Source organism: Acidovorax sp., assembly GCF_046339755.1.
GTDB lineage: Bacteria > Pseudomonadota > Gammaproteobacteria > Burkholderiales > Burkholderiaceae_C > Acidovorax.
Genome location: NZ_JBKDTZ010000368.1, coordinates 1 through 17,872, shown reverse-complemented (window position 1 = coordinate 17,872; position 17,872 = coordinate 1). Strand labels below are relative to the sequence as shown.

Here is a 17,872-nt window from a genome sequence, read left to right as displayed (position 1 = left end):
GGCAGTCGGGGGCGGCGCCGGCCAGGTCGCGGCACTGACCGTTCTGCCAGAGCCAGCCGCGGAAATCGCGCACCGGGCGGGCACGGACGTCCAGCGTGTCGCCGCCCGTGTCCACAAAGCCGGTGAGCCGCCCGCGTGCGCCGGGCAGGGTGCCCGCGGCCGTGCCCGGCGTCGGTGCCATGGCCTCGAACGGCGCGACCCAGCGGCTGGTGGTGCCGCGCATGTTCAGGGTCACGCGGGCGCGGTGCACGGCCGCCAGGTCCAGCGCGCCGCGTTCGCGGCCTGCCAGCTCACCGGCATAGAAGCTGCCCACGAGGTAGATGAAGCCGCCCGCATACGGGTTGTTGCCGATGGCCGCGCAGACCGATGAGCCATCGGGGTACTGCACCGAGCAGCCCGCCATCTCCACCGCCTGCTGGGCCTTGTTCTGGTCGTCGAAATCGATGGCCGAGTAGGGCAGCAGCAGCGGGGCCAGCGGCGTGGCGCCCTGGCCCAGGCTCGCGGAATTGAGCAGCGCCAGCTGGCCCGAGGGGTGGCGCAGCCGCGCCATCACCTCGGCCTGGCTGCGCTGAAAGCCGTGCTGGTAGCTCTGCCAGGCGCGCTCCTTCTCCTCGCGCAGCAGCACCACGCTGAGTGCCACGGTGGCCACGGCCAGCAGGATGAACACGCTGCGCACGAGGATGCGCGAGCGAAAGGCCGGCAGGCCCAGGCGCGGCATTTCGAGCCGGGGCATCTCCAGGCCGGGGCGCAGCAGGCGCTTGATCATGTCTTCAAGCGGCCCTGCGCCAGCGGCGAGCCGACCCAGCGGAAACCGCGCATGGGCACGTTCTCGATGCCCTCGAACGCCGGGTCCACCTCGCGCAGCGCTTCGCGGATGGTGCTCACGTGCTTGCGCACGTTGTCGCGGTTGCGCCCGCTCTTGACCACCTCGAACAGCTCGTCGTAGGACACCACCTCGCCGCTGCGCTGGTGCAGCGTGGCCAGGATGCGCTGCGCCGTGAGCGGCAGGTTGATGCGCTCGCCGCGCCAGGTGGGGCTGCGCTGCCACAGCGGGTCCAGCACCAGCGCATCGCCGGGTATCGTGGCGGCAGCGGCCGGCGTGGCCGCCTGCGTGGTGCGCAGGATGTCGAGGAAGGTCTCGATGAAATCGGCCTCCTCGAAGGTCGTCTTCTGCAGGTAGTCCCAGGCGTCCAGCGCCTTCATGATGCTGCGGTAGATGGCCGCCGGCATGGCCGACACCACCAGCACCGGCGTGCCCTGGCGCAGCTTGTTGATGGCGTTGATGAGGGCCACGCCGGCATGGCGCTCGCGGCCGAGCTCGATGTCCAGCACCACCGCGTCGTAGTGCTCGCGCGCCAGCGCGGCCTCGGCCTCGTCGCGGGTGAACCACTGGTCGATCACGATGCCGCTGCGCGCACTGCGGATCCAGCCGGCCAACTGGTTGCTGGTGGGCAGGTCGTCTTCGATCACGGCGATGCGGGTCATGGCAGGGGGGCAAGAGTGGTCCTGCGCCAATTATCCGGGGCCCCCGCCGCAGCCGGTGTGAGTTTTTCTTCCGGGGGCGGAGCGTTTGCACGGTGGCCGTGAGCGCTTTGGCGCGGCCGCCGCATTGTTGCTTCCGGGGGGAATGCGAAGAATTGCTCACCAATGCGGCACGGAAGTCCGGCACCGCAGAACAGCCACCAACCGCACCGAATTGAAGAGGGAAACACCATGAAAGCCACCTGGAACCGCATCATCCGCGCCCTGCGCCGCAACGCCGCCCCGGTCGGGCCCACCGATCCCACCCTGGATGCTGCCGTGGACGCATCCACCGCTCCTGCCGCCACCGCCCCGCGCCGCCTGGCCGCCCCTTCGGGCCGCACCCTGGCCTGCCTGGCCATCGGCGCAGCCGTGGTGGCCGCCGGCGCCATGGTCTACAAGAACCCGCCCGTGCAGCACCTGGAGCAGGGCGAGCTGGGTGTGCGCATGAACCAGGTCACGGGCTCGGTCACCCAGTGGCGCGATGGCAGCGTGTGGGTGCTGCCCGGCCTGCACAGCGTGCGCGTGTTTTCGCTGCGCGACCAGACCTACCGCCCTGAGCAGATGCGCCAGGCCAATGGCGGCGCCCCGCTCCAGTCGGTCGAAGGCCTGTCCTTCGGCCTGGACCTGGGCGTGCGCTACGCCCTTGATCCCGCCACGGTCGCTTCCCGCTCGGGCAGCCTGCCCGACAACGTGGGCGCCGAGATCGTCGAGCCCGCTGTGCAGGGCCTGATCTACACGGGCTTTGCCCGCTACACGGTGCGCGAGATCTTCTCCACCAAGCGCGCCGAGATCCAGCAGATCATCGAGACCGAACTGCGCACCCGCCTGGCCGCAGACGGCGTGCTGCTGCGCCACGTGCAGATCGGCAAGGTCGACCTGCCCGCCGAATACCGCCGCGGCATGGACAGCCTGCTGGCCGAGGAACTGGCCTCCGAGAAGATGCGCTACACGCTGGAGCTCAAGGACAAGCGCGTCAAGGAAACCGAACTCGACGCCAGCGCCGACAAGGTGCGCCGCGAGGTCGCCGCCGAAGCCGCCGCGCGCGAGCAGGTCATCGCCGCCCGTGCCCAGGAAGAGGCCATGAAGCATGTGCTGCCCTTCAAGCAGCGCCAGATCGAGCAGCGCCAGCTCGAAGCCGAGGCCGAGAAGGTCTCGCGCATCAAGGCCGCCGAGGGCGCCGCCCAGGCACGTCGCATCGAAGCCAACGGCGAGGCCGATGCGCGCCAGAAGCTGGCCGAGGCCGAGGCCTTCCGCATGGACCGCATCGGCAAGGTCAACGCCGAGCAGATGGCGCGCGAAGGCGCCCTGGTCACCCGCCACCCACTGCTGATCCAGAAGACGCTGGCCGACAAGCTCTCGGACAAGATCCAGGTCATCATCGCGCCCCCACCGACCAATGGCGACTTCATCGGTGCCGCGCTGCTGGGCGGCAACCGCAATGCCCAGGCCGTCGCTGCCCAGGCCAACGCTGGCGCCGACGACACCACCGCCGCCCAAGCCACGGAGCAATGAACATGAACCGCACCACCCTCACCCTTGTCGCGGCCATCGCTTCTGCCGCCACCATGGTCGCCACCGCCGCCGTGCAGCCCGCGCACGCCAGCAGCCTGGGCAATGCCATCGTCGTGCAGGACCAGGCCGTGCTGCGCGCCGCCCCCCGCGAATCGGCCCAGCAGCAGTCCGCCCTGTGGCAGGGCGAAGTGCTCGAAGTGCGCGGCGAGCGCCTCGATTACCTGCAGGTCTGGGACCACAAGCGCGAGCGCGGCGGCTTCATCCGCGCCAGCGAAGTGCGCCGCGTGGCCGAGGGCGAGGCCCAAGCGCCGGCCCTGCTCTCTGTGCTGCGCTTTGTGCGCGACACCCCCGGTGCCGAGGCCCTGGGCATTGGCATCACCGCCGCCTACCTGCAGGCCGCTCCCGGTAGCGTGCTGGCGGGCGAGCAGGGCGCCCAGGCCTTCGATGCGCTGGGCACGCTGGCCGACCGGCTGGCGCGCCGCGCCTCGGCCGCCGCGCCTGGCAAGGCCTCGGGCGCCACGCTGTCGGCCCACCTCGATGTGGCCAACGGCTACGGCGTGCGCTTCACCACCTACGAGGTCGAAGGCCGCATGCAGGTCTGCTACGACGGCGAGGCCTTCCGCCGCGTGCTGGCCATGCCTGTGGCCGATGCCGAGCAGCGCGCCCGCGCCGCCCTGGCACTGACGCGGCCCGAGTGCGTGAACCCCGACCTGCCGGCCCAGGAGCGCGCCCGCGTGCAGGAATGGCAGTCCGAGGTGCTCGAACGCGTGGACGTGGCCGGCCTGCCGTCCTATGTGCGCAACCGCATCCAGATGCGCCGCGCCAGTGTCTGGAGCGCCCTGGCCTTCCAGCAGGCGCGCAAGGACGCCGCCGGTCCCGCGACAGCGGCCGCCGCCTCGCGTGCCCTGGCCGAGTTCGCTGGCGTCAGCAAGAACGACCTGCCCGACGAAGACCAGCCTGCCTACAACGACGCCGCCATGCGGGTCGGTGCCGTGCGCTGGGCCCTGGTGCCCGCCAGCCTGCCCCCGGCCCAGGGCAACCGCCCCGGCATCGTGACCGAAGCCGGCGCCCCGGGCGAGACCTGTGTGCTGCTGGTGGACACGCAAAAGGGCGCCAAGGCCCCGCTGGTGCGCCGCTGCACCTACGGCGTGGTCTGGGCCGGCTCGGCCAGCATCAACCGCGAAGGCAATGCCGTCGCCCTGGCCGTGCAGCCCCTGGAAGGCTGGCGCGAACTGTGGGTGATGCGCAAGACCGCCGAAGGCTGGCTGGTCGACGTGCTGCCTCCGGCCGCCACCGCGCCCGAGACCGGCGTGGCCGAATGGGCCGGCTGGGTGCCCGGCGGCCAGCAGATGCTGGTGGCGCGCGAGGCCCGCGGCCAGGGCCGCTACCGCCGCAGCTTTGAGATCGTGCGCCTGGAAGGCCTGGCCACCGAGCGCGTGACGGGCGACGTGGCCACGCTGCCCCTGTTCCAACGCTGGCAGGACCCTTCTTGGAAGCGCCAGACTCTGAGCTTGAGATAAGGCACCCTCTAAAATCCAGTCAGGCTGGGCACGATGCCCGGCCTTTTTTGTTCGCCTGTTGAGGAGCCTTCCCCCATGTCTGCAACACCCGCCCTGTCCGCCCTGCTGTCCCGCGTGGACGCTGCCATCGTGGACCTGGATGGCACCATGGTCGACACCCTGGGGGATTTCGCGGAGGCGCTCAATCGCATGCTGCGCGAGCTGGCGCTGCCGGCCATCGGCGCCCAGCACATCGAGCACATGGTGGGCAAGGGTTCGGAGCATCTGCTGCGCTCGGTGCTGGCCCATGTGCTGGCATCAGAGGGCCAGCCGGTCGATGCGGCGCAGGTCGAATCGCTGTACCCCGCCGCCTGGGCCAGCTACCAGAAGCACTACCTCGCCATCAACGGCCAGTACGCGCAGGTCTACCCCGGCGTGGTGGCGGGCCTGCAGGCACTGCAGGCCGCGGGCCTGCGCCTGGCCTGCCTGACCAACAAGCCCACAGACTTCGCCGTGCCGCTGCTCGAAGCCAAGGGGCTCGATGGTTATTTTTCGCAGGTCTTCGGCGGCGACAGCTTCGCCCGCAAGAAGCCCGACCCCTTGCCCCTGCTCAAGACCTGCGAGGCCCTGGGCACGGCGCCCGCGCGCACGCTGATGCTGGGCGATTCAAGCAACGATGCGCAGGCGGCACGCGCCGCAGGTTGCCCGGTGGTACTGGTGACCTACGGCTACAACCACGGCCAGCCCGTGCGGGCCGTGGATGCCGATGGCTTTGTGGACGCGCTCGCGGAATTCGCTGCCGCTGCCTGAACCTGGCTCAGGCCGCGATGCGACGCTGACCGTTCGCCGGCAGCAGACGTGAGGCCTTGCTGGCTGCGTGGGGCGCAGCGATCGGTATGGCCTGGGCGGCGCCGGCATGGCCCGCGCCGAGGCGGAACACGGCCACCGCCTCCACCAACTGGCCGGCCTGGGTCTTGAGGCTGTCGGCTGCGGCGGCGCTTTGTTCCACCAGCGCCGCGTTCTGCTGTGTGGCCTGGTCCATCTGCGTTATCGCCTCCCCCACCTGGCCCACGCCCGAACTCTGTTCGCTGCTGGCGGCGCTGATCTCGCCCATGATGTCGGTCACGCGGCGGATCGAGGCCACCACCTCGTTCATGGTGGCGCCGGCCTTGTCCACCAGGGCGCTGCCGCGCTCCACGCGCTCCACGCTGGTGCCGATCAGGCCCTTGATCTCCTTGGCGGCCTCGGCACTGCGCTGGGCCAGGCTGCGCACCTCGCCGGCCACCACGGCACAGCCGCGGCCCTGCTCGCCCGCGCGGGCGGCTTCCCCCGCCGCATTGAGCGCCAGGATGTTGGTCTGGAAGGCGATCCCGTCGATCACCGAGATGATGTCGGCGATCTTCCTGCTGCTGTCGTTGATGCCCTTCATGGTGTCCACCACCTCGGCCACCACCTGCCCGCCCTGGATGGCCACGGTCGATGCGCTCATGGCCAACTGGTTGGCCTGGCGCGCGTTGTCGGCGTTCTGGCGCACGGTGGAGCCCAGTTCCTCCATCGAGGCGGCGGTCTCTTCGAGCGCGCTGGCCTGTTGTTCGGTGCGGGCACTCAGGTCGTTGTTGCCCGAGGCGATCTCGGCGCTGGCCGTGGCCACGCCCTCGGCGCTGTGGCGCACATTGCCCACGATGCTGGCCAGGCGCGCCTGCATCGTGGCCAGAGCCTGCAGCAACTGGCCGGTTTCGTCGTCGCGTGTGGCCGCTATGGGGTGGGTCAGGTCGCCATCGGCAATGCTTTCGGCAGCCTGTTTGCCCAACTGAACGGGACGCACGATGGAGCGTGTGACCGTGAAGGCCAGCAACGCGCCCAGCGCCACGGCGATCAGCGTGCCCACGCCCAGCAGCACCTGGCTGGCCTGGGCCAGCGCGCCGGTGTCGCTCTGGCTCGCGGCCAGCTGCGTGGCCATGGCCGTGCGCAGGTCGTCCAGGGTCTTGAGGTACTGGTCCGCCAGGGGGCGCAGGTCCTTGTCCACCAGCGTGGGCACGTTGGGCTCGCCACCGCGGTGCAGCTCGCGGATTTCGGCCAGCTTGTCGTTGTAGGCCTTGCTGGCTGTGGCAATGGTGGCCAACTGCGTGCGGTTCTTTTCACCCTGCACCAGGCCTTCGATGCGCTTCACCTTGGATTCGATGCCCTGCGCCGTGGCCTGGGTGTCGGCCGTGAGCTTGTCCATGTAGTCGCGGTCGATGGCCTTGAGGAAGGCCTCGGTACGCACCCAGTTCAGGCGGATGTCGGCCGCCCAGTTCTCCACCAGGGTCTGTTGCTCGATCTCCTGCGTGGCCACGCGCTCGCTGGCGCTGCTCAGGCTGGCAATGCGCCACATGCCGGTGGCCGCGATCAGTGCCGTGATGAACAGGATGGCGCCGAAGGAAAGGCCCAGGCGCAGGCCGATGGAAAGCTTGGCTTGTTTCATGGTGTGGTCAGGCGCGCGAACAAAGATGCAAGGTCAAAGGGCCAGGGGATGGACGGATCGCTCCTGTGCGCGGTGGCGCGGAGAAGGCCCCGAAGCGGTTGCGGCGGATGGCGCACGCACGCGCGGCCGGGGCTTTGAAGGTTACGCCCGCGGGTTGCGGGCGCCGTGTCTGCCGGGCGACAGAAACGGCTAGGGCTTTCCCGGAAGGGAAAAAGGCGGATGTGGGTTCAGGCGGCGGGTTTGCCCAGAAGCGCATCCTTGAGCTTCCAGTCCGCGGGCGCATTGCCCAGCCAGATACCCATCAGTGCGTTGAAGAACTCGGGCTCCTTGAAGGGCTCGCCTTGGGGCTTGCCCTTGACGGTGATCACGGTGCCCGTGCCGGGAATCCAGTCGATCTGGAACTGGTCGCCCGCCACCAGCTTCTTGTGGTCGGAGAAGATCTGGCTCATGCGCATCACGCCGGGGATCAGCTTGGAGAAGGCCGCACGGTCCATGTTGTCCTCCATGCCGCGCGAGAACAGCTTGCCCAGCTCGGTCGAGTCGATCTCGCGCAGCATGGTGATGCTCATGCGCTTGGGGCCCTTGAGCGCTGCGATCTCCTGCGGCGTGCCGGCCTTCTTTTCAAGGTAGAGCCCGGCGGTGTAGACCTTGAACACGGCCTTGTAGCGCACGCCGGCTCCGTTGAGCTGCAGCGTGCTGTCGGCCAACTGCTGGGTTTCGTCGTACTTCACGTTGGATACGGTGATCGGCTGGGCCGCAGCAGCCCCTGCCAGCAGGCATGCGGCGGCGAATGCAGCGCATCGCTCCATCAGGTTCATGCTTGTCTCCTCAGTTCTTAAAATAGAACGGTCGTTCGTTTCCAATTGTTGCAAGATCGGACGGTGGCTGCAACAGGGTTTTCGAGTGGTCCTTCATGGTGATTGCACGGGAAAAACCGAAAGCGCTAAGACCTTTGCTACACTTTGGCCCATGTTCATTCACCACGTGTTCATCACAGGTTGCAGCGACCGGGGAGCCTGGCCCTGGCGTACGCCTGTCTGCCTGAACGCCTGATGGCACCTGGGCGATCCGCCCCAGCGTGCACCCGTGGCCCTTTTCAGGGCCGATTGAATGAACCGCAGCGCCCCCAATGCCCATTGGCGGGGACTACACGCTGCGACAGCTGGGAGCACTCCCCGTGATCACCGAACTCGAATTCAAAAGCCTGGCCGGCGAAGGCTACAACCGCATCCCGCTCATGGCCGAGGCCTTTGCGGACCTGGAAACCCCGCTCTCGCTCTACCTGAAGCTGGCGCGCACCAAGGAGGGCGGCAAGCACAGCTTCCTGCTCGAATCCGTGGTCGGTGGCGAGCGCTTCGGGCGCTACAGCTTCATCGGTCTGCCCGCGCGCACCCTGCTGCGCGCCAGCGGCTTCGGCGCCGCGGCGCGCACCGAGGTCGTCACCGATGGCCAGGTGGTCGAGACCGCCGAAGGCAACCCGCTCGACTTCATCGCCGCCTACCAGAAGCGCTTCAAGGTCGCGCTGCGCCCCGGACTGCCGCGCTTTTGCGGCGGCCTGGCCGGCTACTTCGGCTACGACGCCGTGCGCTATATCGAGAAGAAGCTCGAAAACTCCTGCCCGCCCGACACCCTGGGCTGCCCCGACATCCTGCTGCTGCAGTGCGAAGAGCTGGCCGTCATCGACAACCTCTCGGGCAAGCTCTACCTCATCGTCTACGCCGACCCGGCCACGCCCGAGGCCTATGCCAAGGCCAAGAAGCGCCTGCGCGAGCTGAAAGAGCAGCTCAAGTATTCGGTGAGCGCCCCAGTGGTCAAACCCACCGAAAGCCACCCGGCCCAGCGCGACTTCGCCAAGGCCGACTACCTGGCCGCAGTGGACCGCGCCAAGGAGTTGATCGCCGCGGGCGACTTCATGCAGGTGCAGGTGGGCCAGCGCATCCACAAGCGCTACACCGAAAGCCCGCTGTCGCTGTACCGTGCGCTGCGCTCGCTCAACCCCTCGCCGTACATGTACTTCTATGACTTCGGCGACTTCCACGTGGTGGGCGCCAGCCCCGAGCTCCTGGTGCGCCAGGAGAGCACGCCCGACGGCCAGAAGATCACCATCCGCCCACTGGCCGGCACGCGCCCGCGTGGTGCCACGCCCGAGAAGGACAAGGCGGCCGAGGTCGAACTCATCAACGACCCCAAGGAGCGCGCCGAGCACGTGATGCTGATCGACCTGGCGCGCAACGACATCGGCCGCATCGCCAAGACCGGCACCGTCAAGGTGACCGAAGCCTTCGCGGTGGAACGCTACAGCCACGTGATGCACATCGTGAGCAATGTCGAGGGCATCCTCAACGAGGGCATGACCGCCATCGATGTGCTCCGTGCCACCTTCCCGGCCGGCACGCTCACCGGTGCACCCAAGGTGCACGCCATGGAGCTGATCGACCAGCTCGAACCCACCAAGCGCGGCCTGTACGGCGGCGCCTGCGGCTACCTGAGCTATGCCGGCGATATGGACGTGGCCATCGCCATCCGCACCGGCATCGTCAAGAACGGCACGCTCTATGTGCAGGCCGCGGCCGGCGTGGTGGCCGATTCGGTGCCCGAGCTCGAATGGAAGGAAACCGAGCACAAGGCCCGCGCCCTGCTGCGCGCCGCCGAACTCGTCGAGGAGGGGCTGGAATGACGCGCCGGGCCATCGACCAGGTGCAGCACTGCACCACCATGGCCGACGTGCGCCGCCAGATCGACGCGCTCGACGACATCCTCGTGCCGCTCTTGGTGCAGCGCACGGGCTACATGACCCAGGCCGCACGCATCAAGCAAAGCGACACCCAGGTGCGCGACGAAGCGCGTATCCAGGCCATCGTGGACCGGGTGCGCGAAGGCGCCCTGGCCCAGGGCGGCCAGGCCGACGTGCTGGAAGCCATCTACCGGGGGATCATGGAAGCCTCCATTGCCTATGAACACCGCGAGTTCGCGCGCCTGCGCGCCGGGCACGCCAGCGACGCGGGCGCACAGACCGCAGGGAGCGCAGCATGAAACTCTTGATGGTCGACAACTACGACAGCTTCACCTACAACATCGTGCAGTACTTCGGTGAGCTCGGTGCCGAGGTCGAGGTGCACCGCAACGACGAGATCACGGTGGACGAGATCGCCGCGCGCCTGGCCGCCGGCCAGCTCGACCGCCTAGTGATCTCGCCCGGCCCCTGCTCGCCGGCAGAGGCGGGCATCTCGGTGGCTGCGATCCAGCATTTCGCGGGCAAGCTGCCCATCCTGGGCGTGTGCCTGGGCCACCAGGCGATCGGCGCGGCCTTCGGCGGCACCATCGTGCGCGCGCAGCAACTCATGCACGGCAAGACCAGCGTAATCACCACCACGCAGCAGGGCGTGTTCGCGGGCCTGCCCGAGCAGTTCACGGTCAACCGCTACCACTCCCTGTCCATCGAGCGCGCCACCTGCCCCGAGGTGCTGGCCGTGACCGCCTGGACCGATGACGGCGAAATCATGGGCGTGCGCCACAAGACGCTGGACATCGAGGGCGTGCAGTTCCACCCCGAAAGCATCCTCACCGAGCACGGCCATGCCATGCTCAAGAACTTCCTGGAGCCCCGTCCATGAACATCATCGAGACGCACCAGTTGCTGATGTTCATCGCGGCCGGCTGGCTGCTCAACCTCACGCCGGGGCCGGATGTGCTCTACATCGTCTCCAACGCGCTGCGTTCGGGCACGCGGGCGGGCATCGTGGCGGGCCTGGGCATCACGGCCGGCTGCTTCGTGCACATCTTCGCGGCTGCCGTGGGCGTGGGCGCGCTGCTGGCCGCATCGGCCACGGCCTTCACCGTGCTCAAGTGGGTGGGCGCGGCCTACCTGCTGTGGATGGGCGTGCGCATGCTGTTCGCCAAGGCCTCGGGCGATGGTGGCAGCGGTGCTGCCATCGCGGCCGCGCAGGCGGCACCGGCCACGGCTGTCTCACTGCGCAGTGTGTTCATGGGCGGTTTCTGGACCAATGTGCTCAACCCCAAGGTGGCCATCTTCTTCCTGGCCTTTGTGCCGCAGTTCATCGCGCCGGGCACGGACAGCAAGGCCCTGGCCTTCGTGCTGCTCGGGGTGCTGTTCAACGTCAACGCGATTCCCGTCAACGTGGGCTGGGCCCTGGCCGCCGGCTGGATGGCGCGCCGCGTGGGTGCCGTGCAGCGCAGCATGCACTGGCTCGACCGCATCGCCGGGGCGATGTTCATCGGCTTCGGCCTCAAGCTGGCCTTCTCGGACCGGCCTTCCGCGTAAGAAAAGAACCATTCTGGAGACCGCACCATGTCCATCACCCCCCAGGAAGCGCTGCAGCGCACCATCGAGCACCGCGAAATCTTCCACGACGAGATGCTGCACCTGATGCGCCTGATCATGAGCGGCGAGCTCTCGCCCGTCATGACCGCCGCCATCATCACCGGCCTGCGCGTGAAGAAGGAAACCATCGGCGAGATCACGGCCGCCGCCCAGGTCATGCGCGAGTTCTCCACCAAGGTGCACGTGCCCGACAGCACGCACCTGGTGGACATCGTGGGCACCGGCGGCGACGGGGCCAACACCTTCAACATCTCCACCTGCTCCATGTTCGTGGCCGCCGCGGCCGGCGCCAAGGTCAGCAAGCACGGCGGGCGCGGCGTGTCGAGCAAGAGCGGCAGCGCCGACGTGATGGAGGCCCTTGGCATCCATATCAATCTCACGCCCGAGGCGATTGCCCAGTGCATCGCCGAAGTCGGCATCGGCTTCATGTTCGCGCCCAACCACCACCCGGCCATGAAGAACGTGGCCCCCGTGCGCCGCGAACTCGGCGTGCGCACCATTTTCAACATCCTGGGCCCGCTGACCAACCCGGCCGGCGCGCCCAACATCCTCATGGGCGTGTTCCACCCCGACCTGGTCGGCATCCAGGTGCGCGCGCTGCAGCGCCTGGGCGCCGAGCACGCACTCGTGGTCTACGGCCGTGACGGCATGGACGAGGTCAGCCTGGGCGCCGCCACCCTGGTGGGTGAACTGAAGCACGGCCAGATCACCGAGTACGAGATCCACCCCGAGGACTTCGGCCTGTCCATGTCCAGCAACCGTGCCCTCAAGGTCGACACGCCCGAGCAGTCGCGCGAGATGCTGATCGGCGTGCTCAAGGGCGAGCCCGGCGCCGCACAGGACATCGTCTGCCTGAATGCCGGCGCCGCCCTGTACGCCGCCAACGTGGCCAGCTCGGTTGCCGATGGCCTGCAGAAGGCCCGCGCCGCAATCGCCTCGGGCGCTGCGCTGGCGCGGCTGGAGCAACTGGTGGCGCGCACGCACGCGCTGGCCGTACCCGCCTGACCGGCGGCCTTTCCCTTGCGCTATAGCATGGCCCACCATGTCCGACATCCTCAACAAGATCGGTGCCGTCAAGCACGAAGAAGTCGCCGCTGCCGTCAAGCGCATGCCCCTGGCCGCCATGCGCGCCGATGCCGAGAGCCGCGTGCTCACGCGCGACTTCGAGGGCTCGCTGCGCGCCAAGATCGCCAAAGGCCAGGCGGCCGTGATCGCCGAAGTCAAGAAGGCCAGCCCCAGCAAGGGCGTGCTGCGCGCCGATTTCATTCCGGCCGATATCGCCCAGAGCTATGCCGACGGCGATGGCACGGTGAGCGCGGCCTGCCTCTCGGTGTTGACCGACAAGCAGTTCTTCCAGGGCAGCGTGGATTACCTCAAGCAGGCGCGTGCCAGCTGCCAGCTGCCCGTGCTGCGCAAGGACTTCATGGTCGATGCCTACCAGATCTACGAATCGCGGGCCATGGGCGCCGACGCTATTTTGCTGATCGCCGCCAGCCTCGACGACGCGCAGATGGCCGACTTCGAAGCCATCGCGAAGAGCCTGGACATGGCCGTGCTGGTCGAGGTGCACGATGGCGCCGAGTTGGAGCGTGCGCTCAAGCTCAAGACGCGGCTCGTGGGCATCAACAACCGCAACCTGCGCACCTTCGAGGTCTCGCTGCAGACCACGCTGGACCTGCAGAAGAACGTGCCGGCCGACCGCCTGCTGGTCACCGAGTCGGGCATCCTGTCGCCCGCCGACGTGAAGACCATGCGCGATGCGGGCGTGAACGCATTCCTCGTGGGCGAGGCCTTCATGCGTGCCAAGGAGCCCGGCGAGGCGCTGGCCAAGCTGTTCGGCTGATACACGCTGGCTACCTCGATGACCGACGTCACCCAACTGCAAAGCGCCGACCCGGCCGACTGGCCCGTGGCGCCCGGCTGGCAGCCGCTGGTCGATGCCTTCTTTGCTGGCGCGCGCGGAAAGGCGCTGCTGGCCTACCTGCAACAGCGCCTGGATGCGGGCGCCGCCATCTTTCCTCCGAAGCCGCTGCGTGCGCTGGAACTGACCCCGCCCGAGCAGGTGCGCGTGGTCATCCTCGGCCAGGACCCGTACCACGGCCGAGGCCAGGCCGAGGGGCTGGCGTTCTCCGTAGCGCCGGGCGTGCAGTTGCCGCCCTCGCTGCGCAACATCTTCAAGGAGATGCAGCGCGACCTGGGCACCGCCTTCCCGGCCTGGCCCGAGCCGGGCGGCAGCCTGGTCAAATGGGCGAAGAACGGCGTGCTGCTGCTCAACACCGGCCTCACGGTGGAAGAGGGCCAGGCCGCCAGCCACTCCGGCAAGGGCTGGGAGGAGTTGACCGACGCCGTGATCCGCCACGTGGCCGAGGGCGAGCGCCCCGTGGTGTTCATGCTCTGGGGTTCGCATGCCCAGTCCAAGCGCGCGTGGATCCCGGCCGACCGTGGGCACCTGGTGCTCACTTCCAACCACCCTTCGCCGCTGTCGGCGCTGCGCCCGCCCGTGCCCTTCATCGGCAACGGCCATTTCGGCAAGGCGCGCGAGTTCCGCCAGCAGCACGAAGGGCGGGCCTGACGCCTGCTACCAGGGGCCGGGCAGCCGCTCCTTGAGCAGGTCCAGGAAGGCCTGCGCCGCCACCGGCAGTCTGCGGCCCGCCAGGGTCTGCAGCTCCAGGTCGCGCAGGTCCATGCCCTGGTCGCTGATGGGCAGGGCCACGATGGCACCCGCGGCCACCAGGTGGCGCGCTGCGATCTCGCTGGACACCGACAGCCCGCCCCCGTTCGCCACGAAGTTGAGCATGGTCTTGGCATGGTTGCTCACCAGGACGGGCGCCAGTTGCAGTCCCTGGCGGCTGCAGACGATGTCGACCATCTGGCGGATGGTGGTCTCGGGCGGCGGCAGGGCCAGCGGGTACTGGCCCATGCGGGCCAGGGTCACGCTCGCGGCAGTGGCCAGGGGATGCCCCGGGGGCACCAGGGCCAGCACCGGTGCGGTCTGGCGGTAGGCCACCTCGATGTCCTTGTGCGGGGCCCGGCTGAAGCACAGGCCGATGTCCGCCGCGCCGCTGCGCACCGCATCGGGCACCTGGGCCGTGGGCAGGGACAGCACCTCGAACTGGATGCCCGTGTGCGTGCGCTGGAACTCCACGCACAGCCGCGGCACCAGTTCGTTGGCAAAGGCGTCCGAGGTGGCCAGCCGCACCTGGCCCGCGCGCAGGCCCTGCAGCGCGCCGATCTCGCCCAAGGCCCGTTCCGCGTCCAGCACCGTGCGGCGCGCATGCGTGGCCAGGATCTCGCCCGCCGCCGTGAGCACCATGCCGCGCGGGTGGCGCTCGAACAGCGAAGTGCCCAGCTGCGATTCCAGCCCGGCGATCTGCCGGCTCAGGGCCGAGGCGGCCACATGCAGCCGGGCCGAAGCCTCGGTGAGCGAGCCGCTTTGCGCCACTTCGAGGAAGTAGCGCAGGGCGGTGTCTTGCAGAAGCTGGGCGCGCATGGGAGGGGCTGTGAGGTCGGTTTGCCGTCAATCATCTCAAAAAGCGAAGCGCTTTGCCGTAGCGGCAAAGCCATTTGCTGATTTGGTGGTGGTCATACGACTGCCACATTCCTAAGATGGGGCCTGTTTTGACGGTGTCCCCCTTTCCTTTTTGGAGTGCTTTGTATGCGTCTTTCGTCCCTGCGCCGTGGCCTGTTGGGCCTGGCATGGTTTGCGGCATGGTCGGTGGGCGCGCACGCCCAGGCCCAGTGGCCCGACCGCCCTGTGCGGGTGATCGTGCCCTTCCCGGCCAGCGGCGCCACCGACCTGGTGGCGCGCGTGGTCGCGCAGCGTGTGGCGCAGGACCTGGGCCAGCAGATGGTGGTGGACAACCGCCCCGGTGCCGGCGGCACCATCGGCTCCGCCGAAGCCGCCAAGGCGCAGCCCGACGGCTACACCTTGCTGCTCACCACCAGCAGCACGCATGCCATTTCGCCGCACCTGATGCCGCGCCTGGCCTATGACGCGCGCAAGGACTTCACGCCCGTCGCCCACCTGGCCGACGCGCCCAGCGTGCTGCTGGTGACCAACTCGCTGCCCGTGAAGACCGTCGGCGAACTCATCACCTACGCCAAGGCCAACCCCGGCAAGCTCAACTACGCCACCAGCGGCAACGGCACCATCGTGCACCTGAACGCGGCCGCCTTCAGCGCCCAGGCGGGTGTGGAGATGACGCATGTGCCCTACAAGGGCACGGCGCTGGCCATCCCCGACCTCGTGGCCGGGCAGACGCATGTGCTGTTCGACTCCCTGCCCACCGGCATGCCGCACGTCAAGAACGGCCGCCTGCGCGCCTTGGCCGTGACCAGCGAAAAACGCAGCGCGCTCGCGCCCGAGCTGCCCACCATGGCCGAATCCGGCCTGCCCGGCTACTCCTCGGTGACCTGGTTCGGCGTCTACCTGCCTGCCGGCGCCAAGCCGGAGCTGGTGGACCGTGTGCACAAGGCCTTTGCCAAGGCCATGCAGTCGGCCGAAGTGGCCGAAGGCCTGGCCAAGCTCGGCGTGGAACCTGCCGCGCCCAGCACCCCCGCCAAGTTCGCGGCCATGGTGCAGGCCGACAGCGCCCGCTGGGCCACGGTGATCCGCCAACACAAGATTGCCCTGGAGTGAGCGCACCGATGATCGACCGTACCAACGACCTGGACTGGACCCTTCCCTACGCATCGAACCGCAGCGCCGTGATGGGCCGCAATGTGGTCTCCACCTCGCAGCCGCTGGCCGCGCAGGCCGGCCTGCGCATGCTGCTGGCCGGCGGCAATGCCGTGGATGCGGCCATCGCCGCCGCCATGGCGCTCGCCGTGGTCGAGCCCACGGGCTGCGGCATCGGCAGCGACGGCTTCGCCATCGTCTGGGATGGCAAGGAGCTGCATGGCCTCAACGCCTCGGGCCGCTCGCCGGCCGCGTGGACTCCTGGCTACTTCGCCGAGCGCGGCGGCCTGCCCGAGCTGGGCTGGAACGCCGTCACCGTGCCTGGCGCGGTTTCGGCCTGGGTGGCACTGTCCAGGCGCATGGGCAAGCTGCCTTTTGCGAAACTGGCCGAACCTGCCATCGACTACGCGCGCAACGGCTTTCCCGTCTCGCCCACCATCGCCCGCCTGTGGGCACTGGGGGCCGCCAAGCTCGGTGCCCAACCGGGCTTTGCCGAATGCTTCATGCCCGGTGGCCGCGCGCCACGGGCCGGCGAGATCTTCCGCAGCGAGGCCCATGCGCGCACGCTGGAGCTGATCGCCCAGACCGAAGGCGAAGCCTTTTACCGCGGCGAACTCGCGCGCCAGATGGTGTCGCATGCCCGCGCCCACGGCGGCGCCATGACCGAGGACGACCTCGCATCGCACCAGGCCGACTGGGTGGGCACCGTGAGCCAGCGCTTCGGCGATTCGGTGGTCCATGAAATTCCGCCCAACGGCCAGGGCATCGCCACGCTGATGGCGCTGGGCATGCTCGAATCCCATGGCATCGGCGGCCAGCCTCTGGACAGCGTGGACACGGTGCACGCCAGCATCGAGGCCATGAAGCTCGCGCTGGCCGATCTGCACGAATACAACGCCGACATGGACGCCATGCAGAAGGTGACGCCGCGCGACCTGCTCGACGAGGCCTATCTTCAGCAGCGCGCGCAACTGATCGACGCCGCCCAGGCCGGCGACCCTGGCCACGGCACGCCGCGCCCCGGCGGCACGGTGTACCTGGCGGCGGCCGATGCCTCGGGCATGATGGTCTCGTTCATCCAGTCCAACTACATGGGCTTCGGTTCGGGCGTGGTCGTGCCGGGCACCGGCATCAGCCTGCAGAACCGTGGCCACGGCTTCACCCTGGCGCCCGGCCATGCCAACGAAGTGGCGCCGCGCAAGCGCCCTTCGCACACCATCATCCCGGCTTTTGCCATGCATGCCGACGGCACGCCGCAGATGGCCTTTGGCGTGATGGGCGGCCCCATGCAGTCCCAGGGCCACCTGCAGATGGCCCTGCGCGTGCTGCGCTACGGCCAGAACCCCCAGGCTGCGGCCGATGCGCCGCGCTGGCGCGTGACGGGCGGCAAGGGCGTGGCGGTGGAACCGGCCTTCGACCCCGCCGTGGTGGCAGCGCTGCGCGCGCGCGGCCATGAGGTCACGGTGGAAGAGGGCAATGGCGTCTTCGCCTTCGGTGGCGCACAGCTCGTACTGCGCCAGGGCGAGAGCTATGTCGCGGGCTCCGACCCGCGCAAGGACGGGCACGCGGTCGCGTTCTGACCGTTTGCCTCCACCACAGGCCAGCCCCCCACACCGGGCTGGCCTGTGTGCTTTTTGATTTCTGTATGGCAGAATATTGTTATTGTTTTACAGAAAACATGAGGCAATCACCATGGCATCCCTCCAGAGCACGTCCTTCCGCCGGCTGTCGCGCGGCCTGCATGCGCTGACCCTGCTGTGCGACCTGGCGGGCGTGTGCTTTTCCGTGGCCCTCTGGCTGGTGCGCGGCCGGGGTGGGTCGGGCGCATTCGCGGAGATGCGGCTGCGTGCGCA

Annotated in this window: 16 protein-coding genes and 1 pseudogene; 12 read left to right on the top strand and 5 right to left on the bottom strand. The window is 68.8% G+C overall.

What is annotated here, in order from left to right:
* Nucleotides 1-766 (bottom strand): annotated as a pseudogene (locus tag ACK59X_RS31505) (sensor histidine kinase); the annotation flags it as partial.
* Complete coding sequence (locus ACK59X_RS31500; protein WP_409962895.1) at nt 763-1,485, bottom strand: response regulator transcription factor; 723 nt, start codon at nt 1,483-1,485, stop codon at nt 763-765. The gene ACK59X_RS31500 and the pseudogene ACK59X_RS31505, both read right to left, overlap by 4 nt.
* Nucleotides 1,486-1,713: 228 nt before the next feature.
* Between ACK59X_RS31500 and ACK59X_RS31495 the strand changes: the two genes are divergently transcribed.
* From ACK59X_RS31495 to ACK59X_RS31485, 3 genes are all read left to right on the top strand, one after another.
* The gene (locus ACK59X_RS31495; protein ID WP_409962893.1) at nt 1,714-3,036 is read left to right on the top strand and encodes an SPFH domain-containing protein; all 1,323 of its coding nucleotides are present in this window, start codon (nt 1,714-1,716) and stop codon (nt 3,034-3,036) included.
* A 53-nt stretch (nt 3,037-3,089) separates the two neighbouring features.
* The gene (locus ACK59X_RS31490; RefSeq protein ID WP_409962897.1) at nt 3,090-4,556 is read left to right on the top strand and encodes a hypothetical protein; all 1,467 of its coding nucleotides are present in this window, start codon (nt 3,090-3,092) and stop codon (nt 4,554-4,556) included.
* Between the two features lie 75 nt (nt 4,557-4,631).
* Complete coding sequence (locus ACK59X_RS31485) at nt 4,632-5,345, top strand: phosphoglycolate phosphatase (RefSeq protein ID WP_409962891.1); 714 nt, start codon at nt 4,632-4,634, stop codon at nt 5,343-5,345.
* 7 nt (nt 5,346-5,352) lie between these two features.
* Here ACK59X_RS31485 and ACK59X_RS31480 read toward each other — a convergent pair whose 3' ends face one another.
* A complete protein-coding gene (locus ACK59X_RS31480; protein WP_409962890.1) occupies nt 5,353-6,999 on the bottom strand; it encodes a methyl-accepting chemotaxis protein in 1,647 nt (548 codons plus the stop codon).
* 227 nt (nt 7,000-7,226) lie between these two features.
* Entirely contained in the window at nt 7,227-7,817 is a 591-nt protein-coding gene (locus tag ACK59X_RS31475; protein ID WP_409962888.1) for a chalcone isomerase family protein, read from the bottom strand.
* Nucleotides 7,818-8,176: 359 nt separating this feature from the next.
* On the opposite strand from ACK59X_RS31475, the gene trpE reads away from it, so the two are divergent.
* From trpE to ACK59X_RS31440, 7 genes are read left to right on the top strand one after another with little or no spacing between them, the layout of a single operon-like run.
* Nucleotides 8,177-9,676, top strand: coding sequence for an anthranilate synthase component I (trpE, locus tag ACK59X_RS31470; protein ID WP_409962886.1), 1,500 nt, complete (start codon nt 8,177-8,179; stop codon nt 9,674-9,676).
* Nucleotides 9,673-10,032, top strand: coding sequence for a chorismate mutase (locus ACK59X_RS31465; RefSeq protein ID WP_409962884.1), 360 nt, complete (start codon nt 9,673-9,675; stop codon nt 10,030-10,032). The genes trpE and ACK59X_RS31465 overlap by 4 nt, the downstream gene beginning before the upstream one ends.
* Nucleotides 10,029-10,613, top strand: coding sequence for an aminodeoxychorismate/anthranilate synthase component II (locus ACK59X_RS31460; protein ID WP_409962882.1), 585 nt, complete (start codon nt 10,029-10,031; stop codon nt 10,611-10,613). The genes ACK59X_RS31465 and ACK59X_RS31460 overlap by 4 nt, the downstream gene beginning before the upstream one ends.
* A complete protein-coding gene (locus ACK59X_RS31455) occupies nt 10,610-11,281 on the top strand; it encodes a LysE family translocator (protein ID WP_409962880.1) in 672 nt (223 codons plus the stop codon). The genes ACK59X_RS31460 and ACK59X_RS31455 overlap by 4 nt, the downstream gene beginning before the upstream one ends.
* A gap of 27 nt (nt 11,282-11,308) precedes the next feature.
* Entirely contained in the window at nt 11,309-12,346 is a 1,038-nt protein-coding gene (gene trpD, locus ACK59X_RS31450) for an anthranilate phosphoribosyltransferase (RefSeq protein WP_409962878.1), read from the top strand.
* 37 nt (nt 12,347-12,383) lie between these two features.
* A complete protein-coding gene (gene trpC, locus ACK59X_RS31445; RefSeq protein WP_409962876.1) occupies nt 12,384-13,184 on the top strand; it encodes an indole-3-glycerol phosphate synthase TrpC in 801 nt (266 codons plus the stop codon).
* 18 nt (nt 13,185-13,202) lie between these two features.
* Nucleotides 13,203-13,913 (top strand): uracil-DNA glycosylase, encoded by a 711-nt coding sequence (locus tag ACK59X_RS31440; protein ID WP_409962874.1) that lies wholly within the window; start codon nt 13,203-13,205, stop codon nt 13,911-13,913.
* A gap of 6 nt (nt 13,914-13,919) precedes the next feature.
* On the opposite strand, the gene ACK59X_RS31435 is transcribed toward ACK59X_RS31440, so the two are convergent.
* A complete protein-coding gene (locus ACK59X_RS31435; protein ID WP_409962872.1) occupies nt 13,920-14,831 on the bottom strand; it encodes a LysR substrate-binding domain-containing protein in 912 nt (303 codons plus the stop codon).
* Between the two features lie 165 nt (nt 14,832-14,996).
* On the opposite strand from ACK59X_RS31435, the gene ACK59X_RS31430 reads away from it, so the two are divergent.
* Together ACK59X_RS31430 and ACK59X_RS31425 are read left to right on the top strand one after the other, a co-directional pair.
* Nucleotides 14,997-15,980, top strand: a complete 984-nt coding sequence (locus ACK59X_RS31430; protein ID WP_409962870.1) for a Bug family tripartite tricarboxylate transporter substrate binding protein — start codon at nt 14,997-14,999, stop codon at nt 15,978-15,980.
* An 8-nt stretch (nt 15,981-15,988) separates the two neighbouring features.
* Nucleotides 15,989-17,599: a gamma-glutamyltransferase family protein gene (locus ACK59X_RS31425; RefSeq protein ID WP_409962868.1), complete on the top strand. Its 1,611-nt coding sequence runs from the start codon at nt 15,989-15,991 to the stop codon at nt 17,597-17,599.
* Nucleotides 17,600-17,872: the final 273 nt, after the last annotated feature.

What these genes read in the sequence shown, in the direction of transcription:
- ACK59X_RS31500 (WP_409962895.1), bottom strand. Translation starts at nt 1,485, where the DNA reads ATGACCCGCATCGCCGTGATCGAAGACGACCTGCCCACCAGCAACCAG.
- ACK59X_RS31495 (WP_409962893.1), top strand. Translation starts at nt 1,714, where the DNA reads ATGAAAGCCACCTGGAACCGCATCATCCGCGCCCTGCGCCGCAACGCC.
- ACK59X_RS31490 (WP_409962897.1), top strand. Translation starts at nt 3,090, where the DNA reads ATGGTCGCCACCGCCGCCGTGCAGCCCGCGCACGCCAGCAGCCTGGGC.
- ACK59X_RS31485 (WP_409962891.1), top strand. Translation starts at nt 4,632, where the DNA reads ATGTCTGCAACACCCGCCCTGTCCGCCCTGCTGTCCCGCGTGGACGCT.
- ACK59X_RS31480 (WP_409962890.1), bottom strand. Translation starts at nt 6,999, where the DNA reads ATGAAACAAGCCAAGCTTTCCATCGGCCTGCGCCTGGGCCTTTCCTTC.
- ACK59X_RS31475 (WP_409962888.1), bottom strand. Translation starts at nt 7,817, where the DNA reads ATGAACCTGATGGAGCGATGCGCTGCATTCGCCGCCGCATGCCTGCTG.
- ACK59X_RS31465 (WP_409962884.1), top strand. Translation starts at nt 9,673, where the DNA reads ATGACGCGCCGGGCCATCGACCAGGTGCAGCACTGCACCACCATGGCC.
- ACK59X_RS31460 (WP_409962882.1), top strand. Translation starts at nt 10,029, where the DNA reads ATGAAACTCTTGATGGTCGACAACTACGACAGCTTCACCTACAACATC.
- ACK59X_RS31455 (WP_409962880.1), top strand. Translation starts at nt 10,610, where the DNA reads ATGAACATCATCGAGACGCACCAGTTGCTGATGTTCATCGCGGCCGGC.
- trpD (WP_409962878.1), top strand. Translation starts at nt 11,309, where the DNA reads ATGTCCATCACCCCCCAGGAAGCGCTGCAGCGCACCATCGAGCACCGC.
- trpC (WP_409962876.1), top strand. Translation starts at nt 12,384, where the DNA reads ATGTCCGACATCCTCAACAAGATCGGTGCCGTCAAGCACGAAGAAGTC.
- ACK59X_RS31440 (WP_409962874.1), top strand. Translation starts at nt 13,203, where the DNA reads ATGACCGACGTCACCCAACTGCAAAGCGCCGACCCGGCCGACTGGCCC.
- ACK59X_RS31435 (WP_409962872.1), bottom strand. Translation starts at nt 14,831, where the DNA reads ATGCGCGCCCAGCTTCTGCAAGACACCGCCCTGCGCTACTTCCTCGAA.
- ACK59X_RS31430 (WP_409962870.1), top strand. Translation starts at nt 14,997, where the DNA reads ATGCGTCTTTCGTCCCTGCGCCGTGGCCTGTTGGGCCTGGCATGGTTT.
- ACK59X_RS31425 (WP_409962868.1), top strand. Translation starts at nt 15,989, where the DNA reads ATGATCGACCGTACCAACGACCTGGACTGGACCCTTCCCTACGCATCG.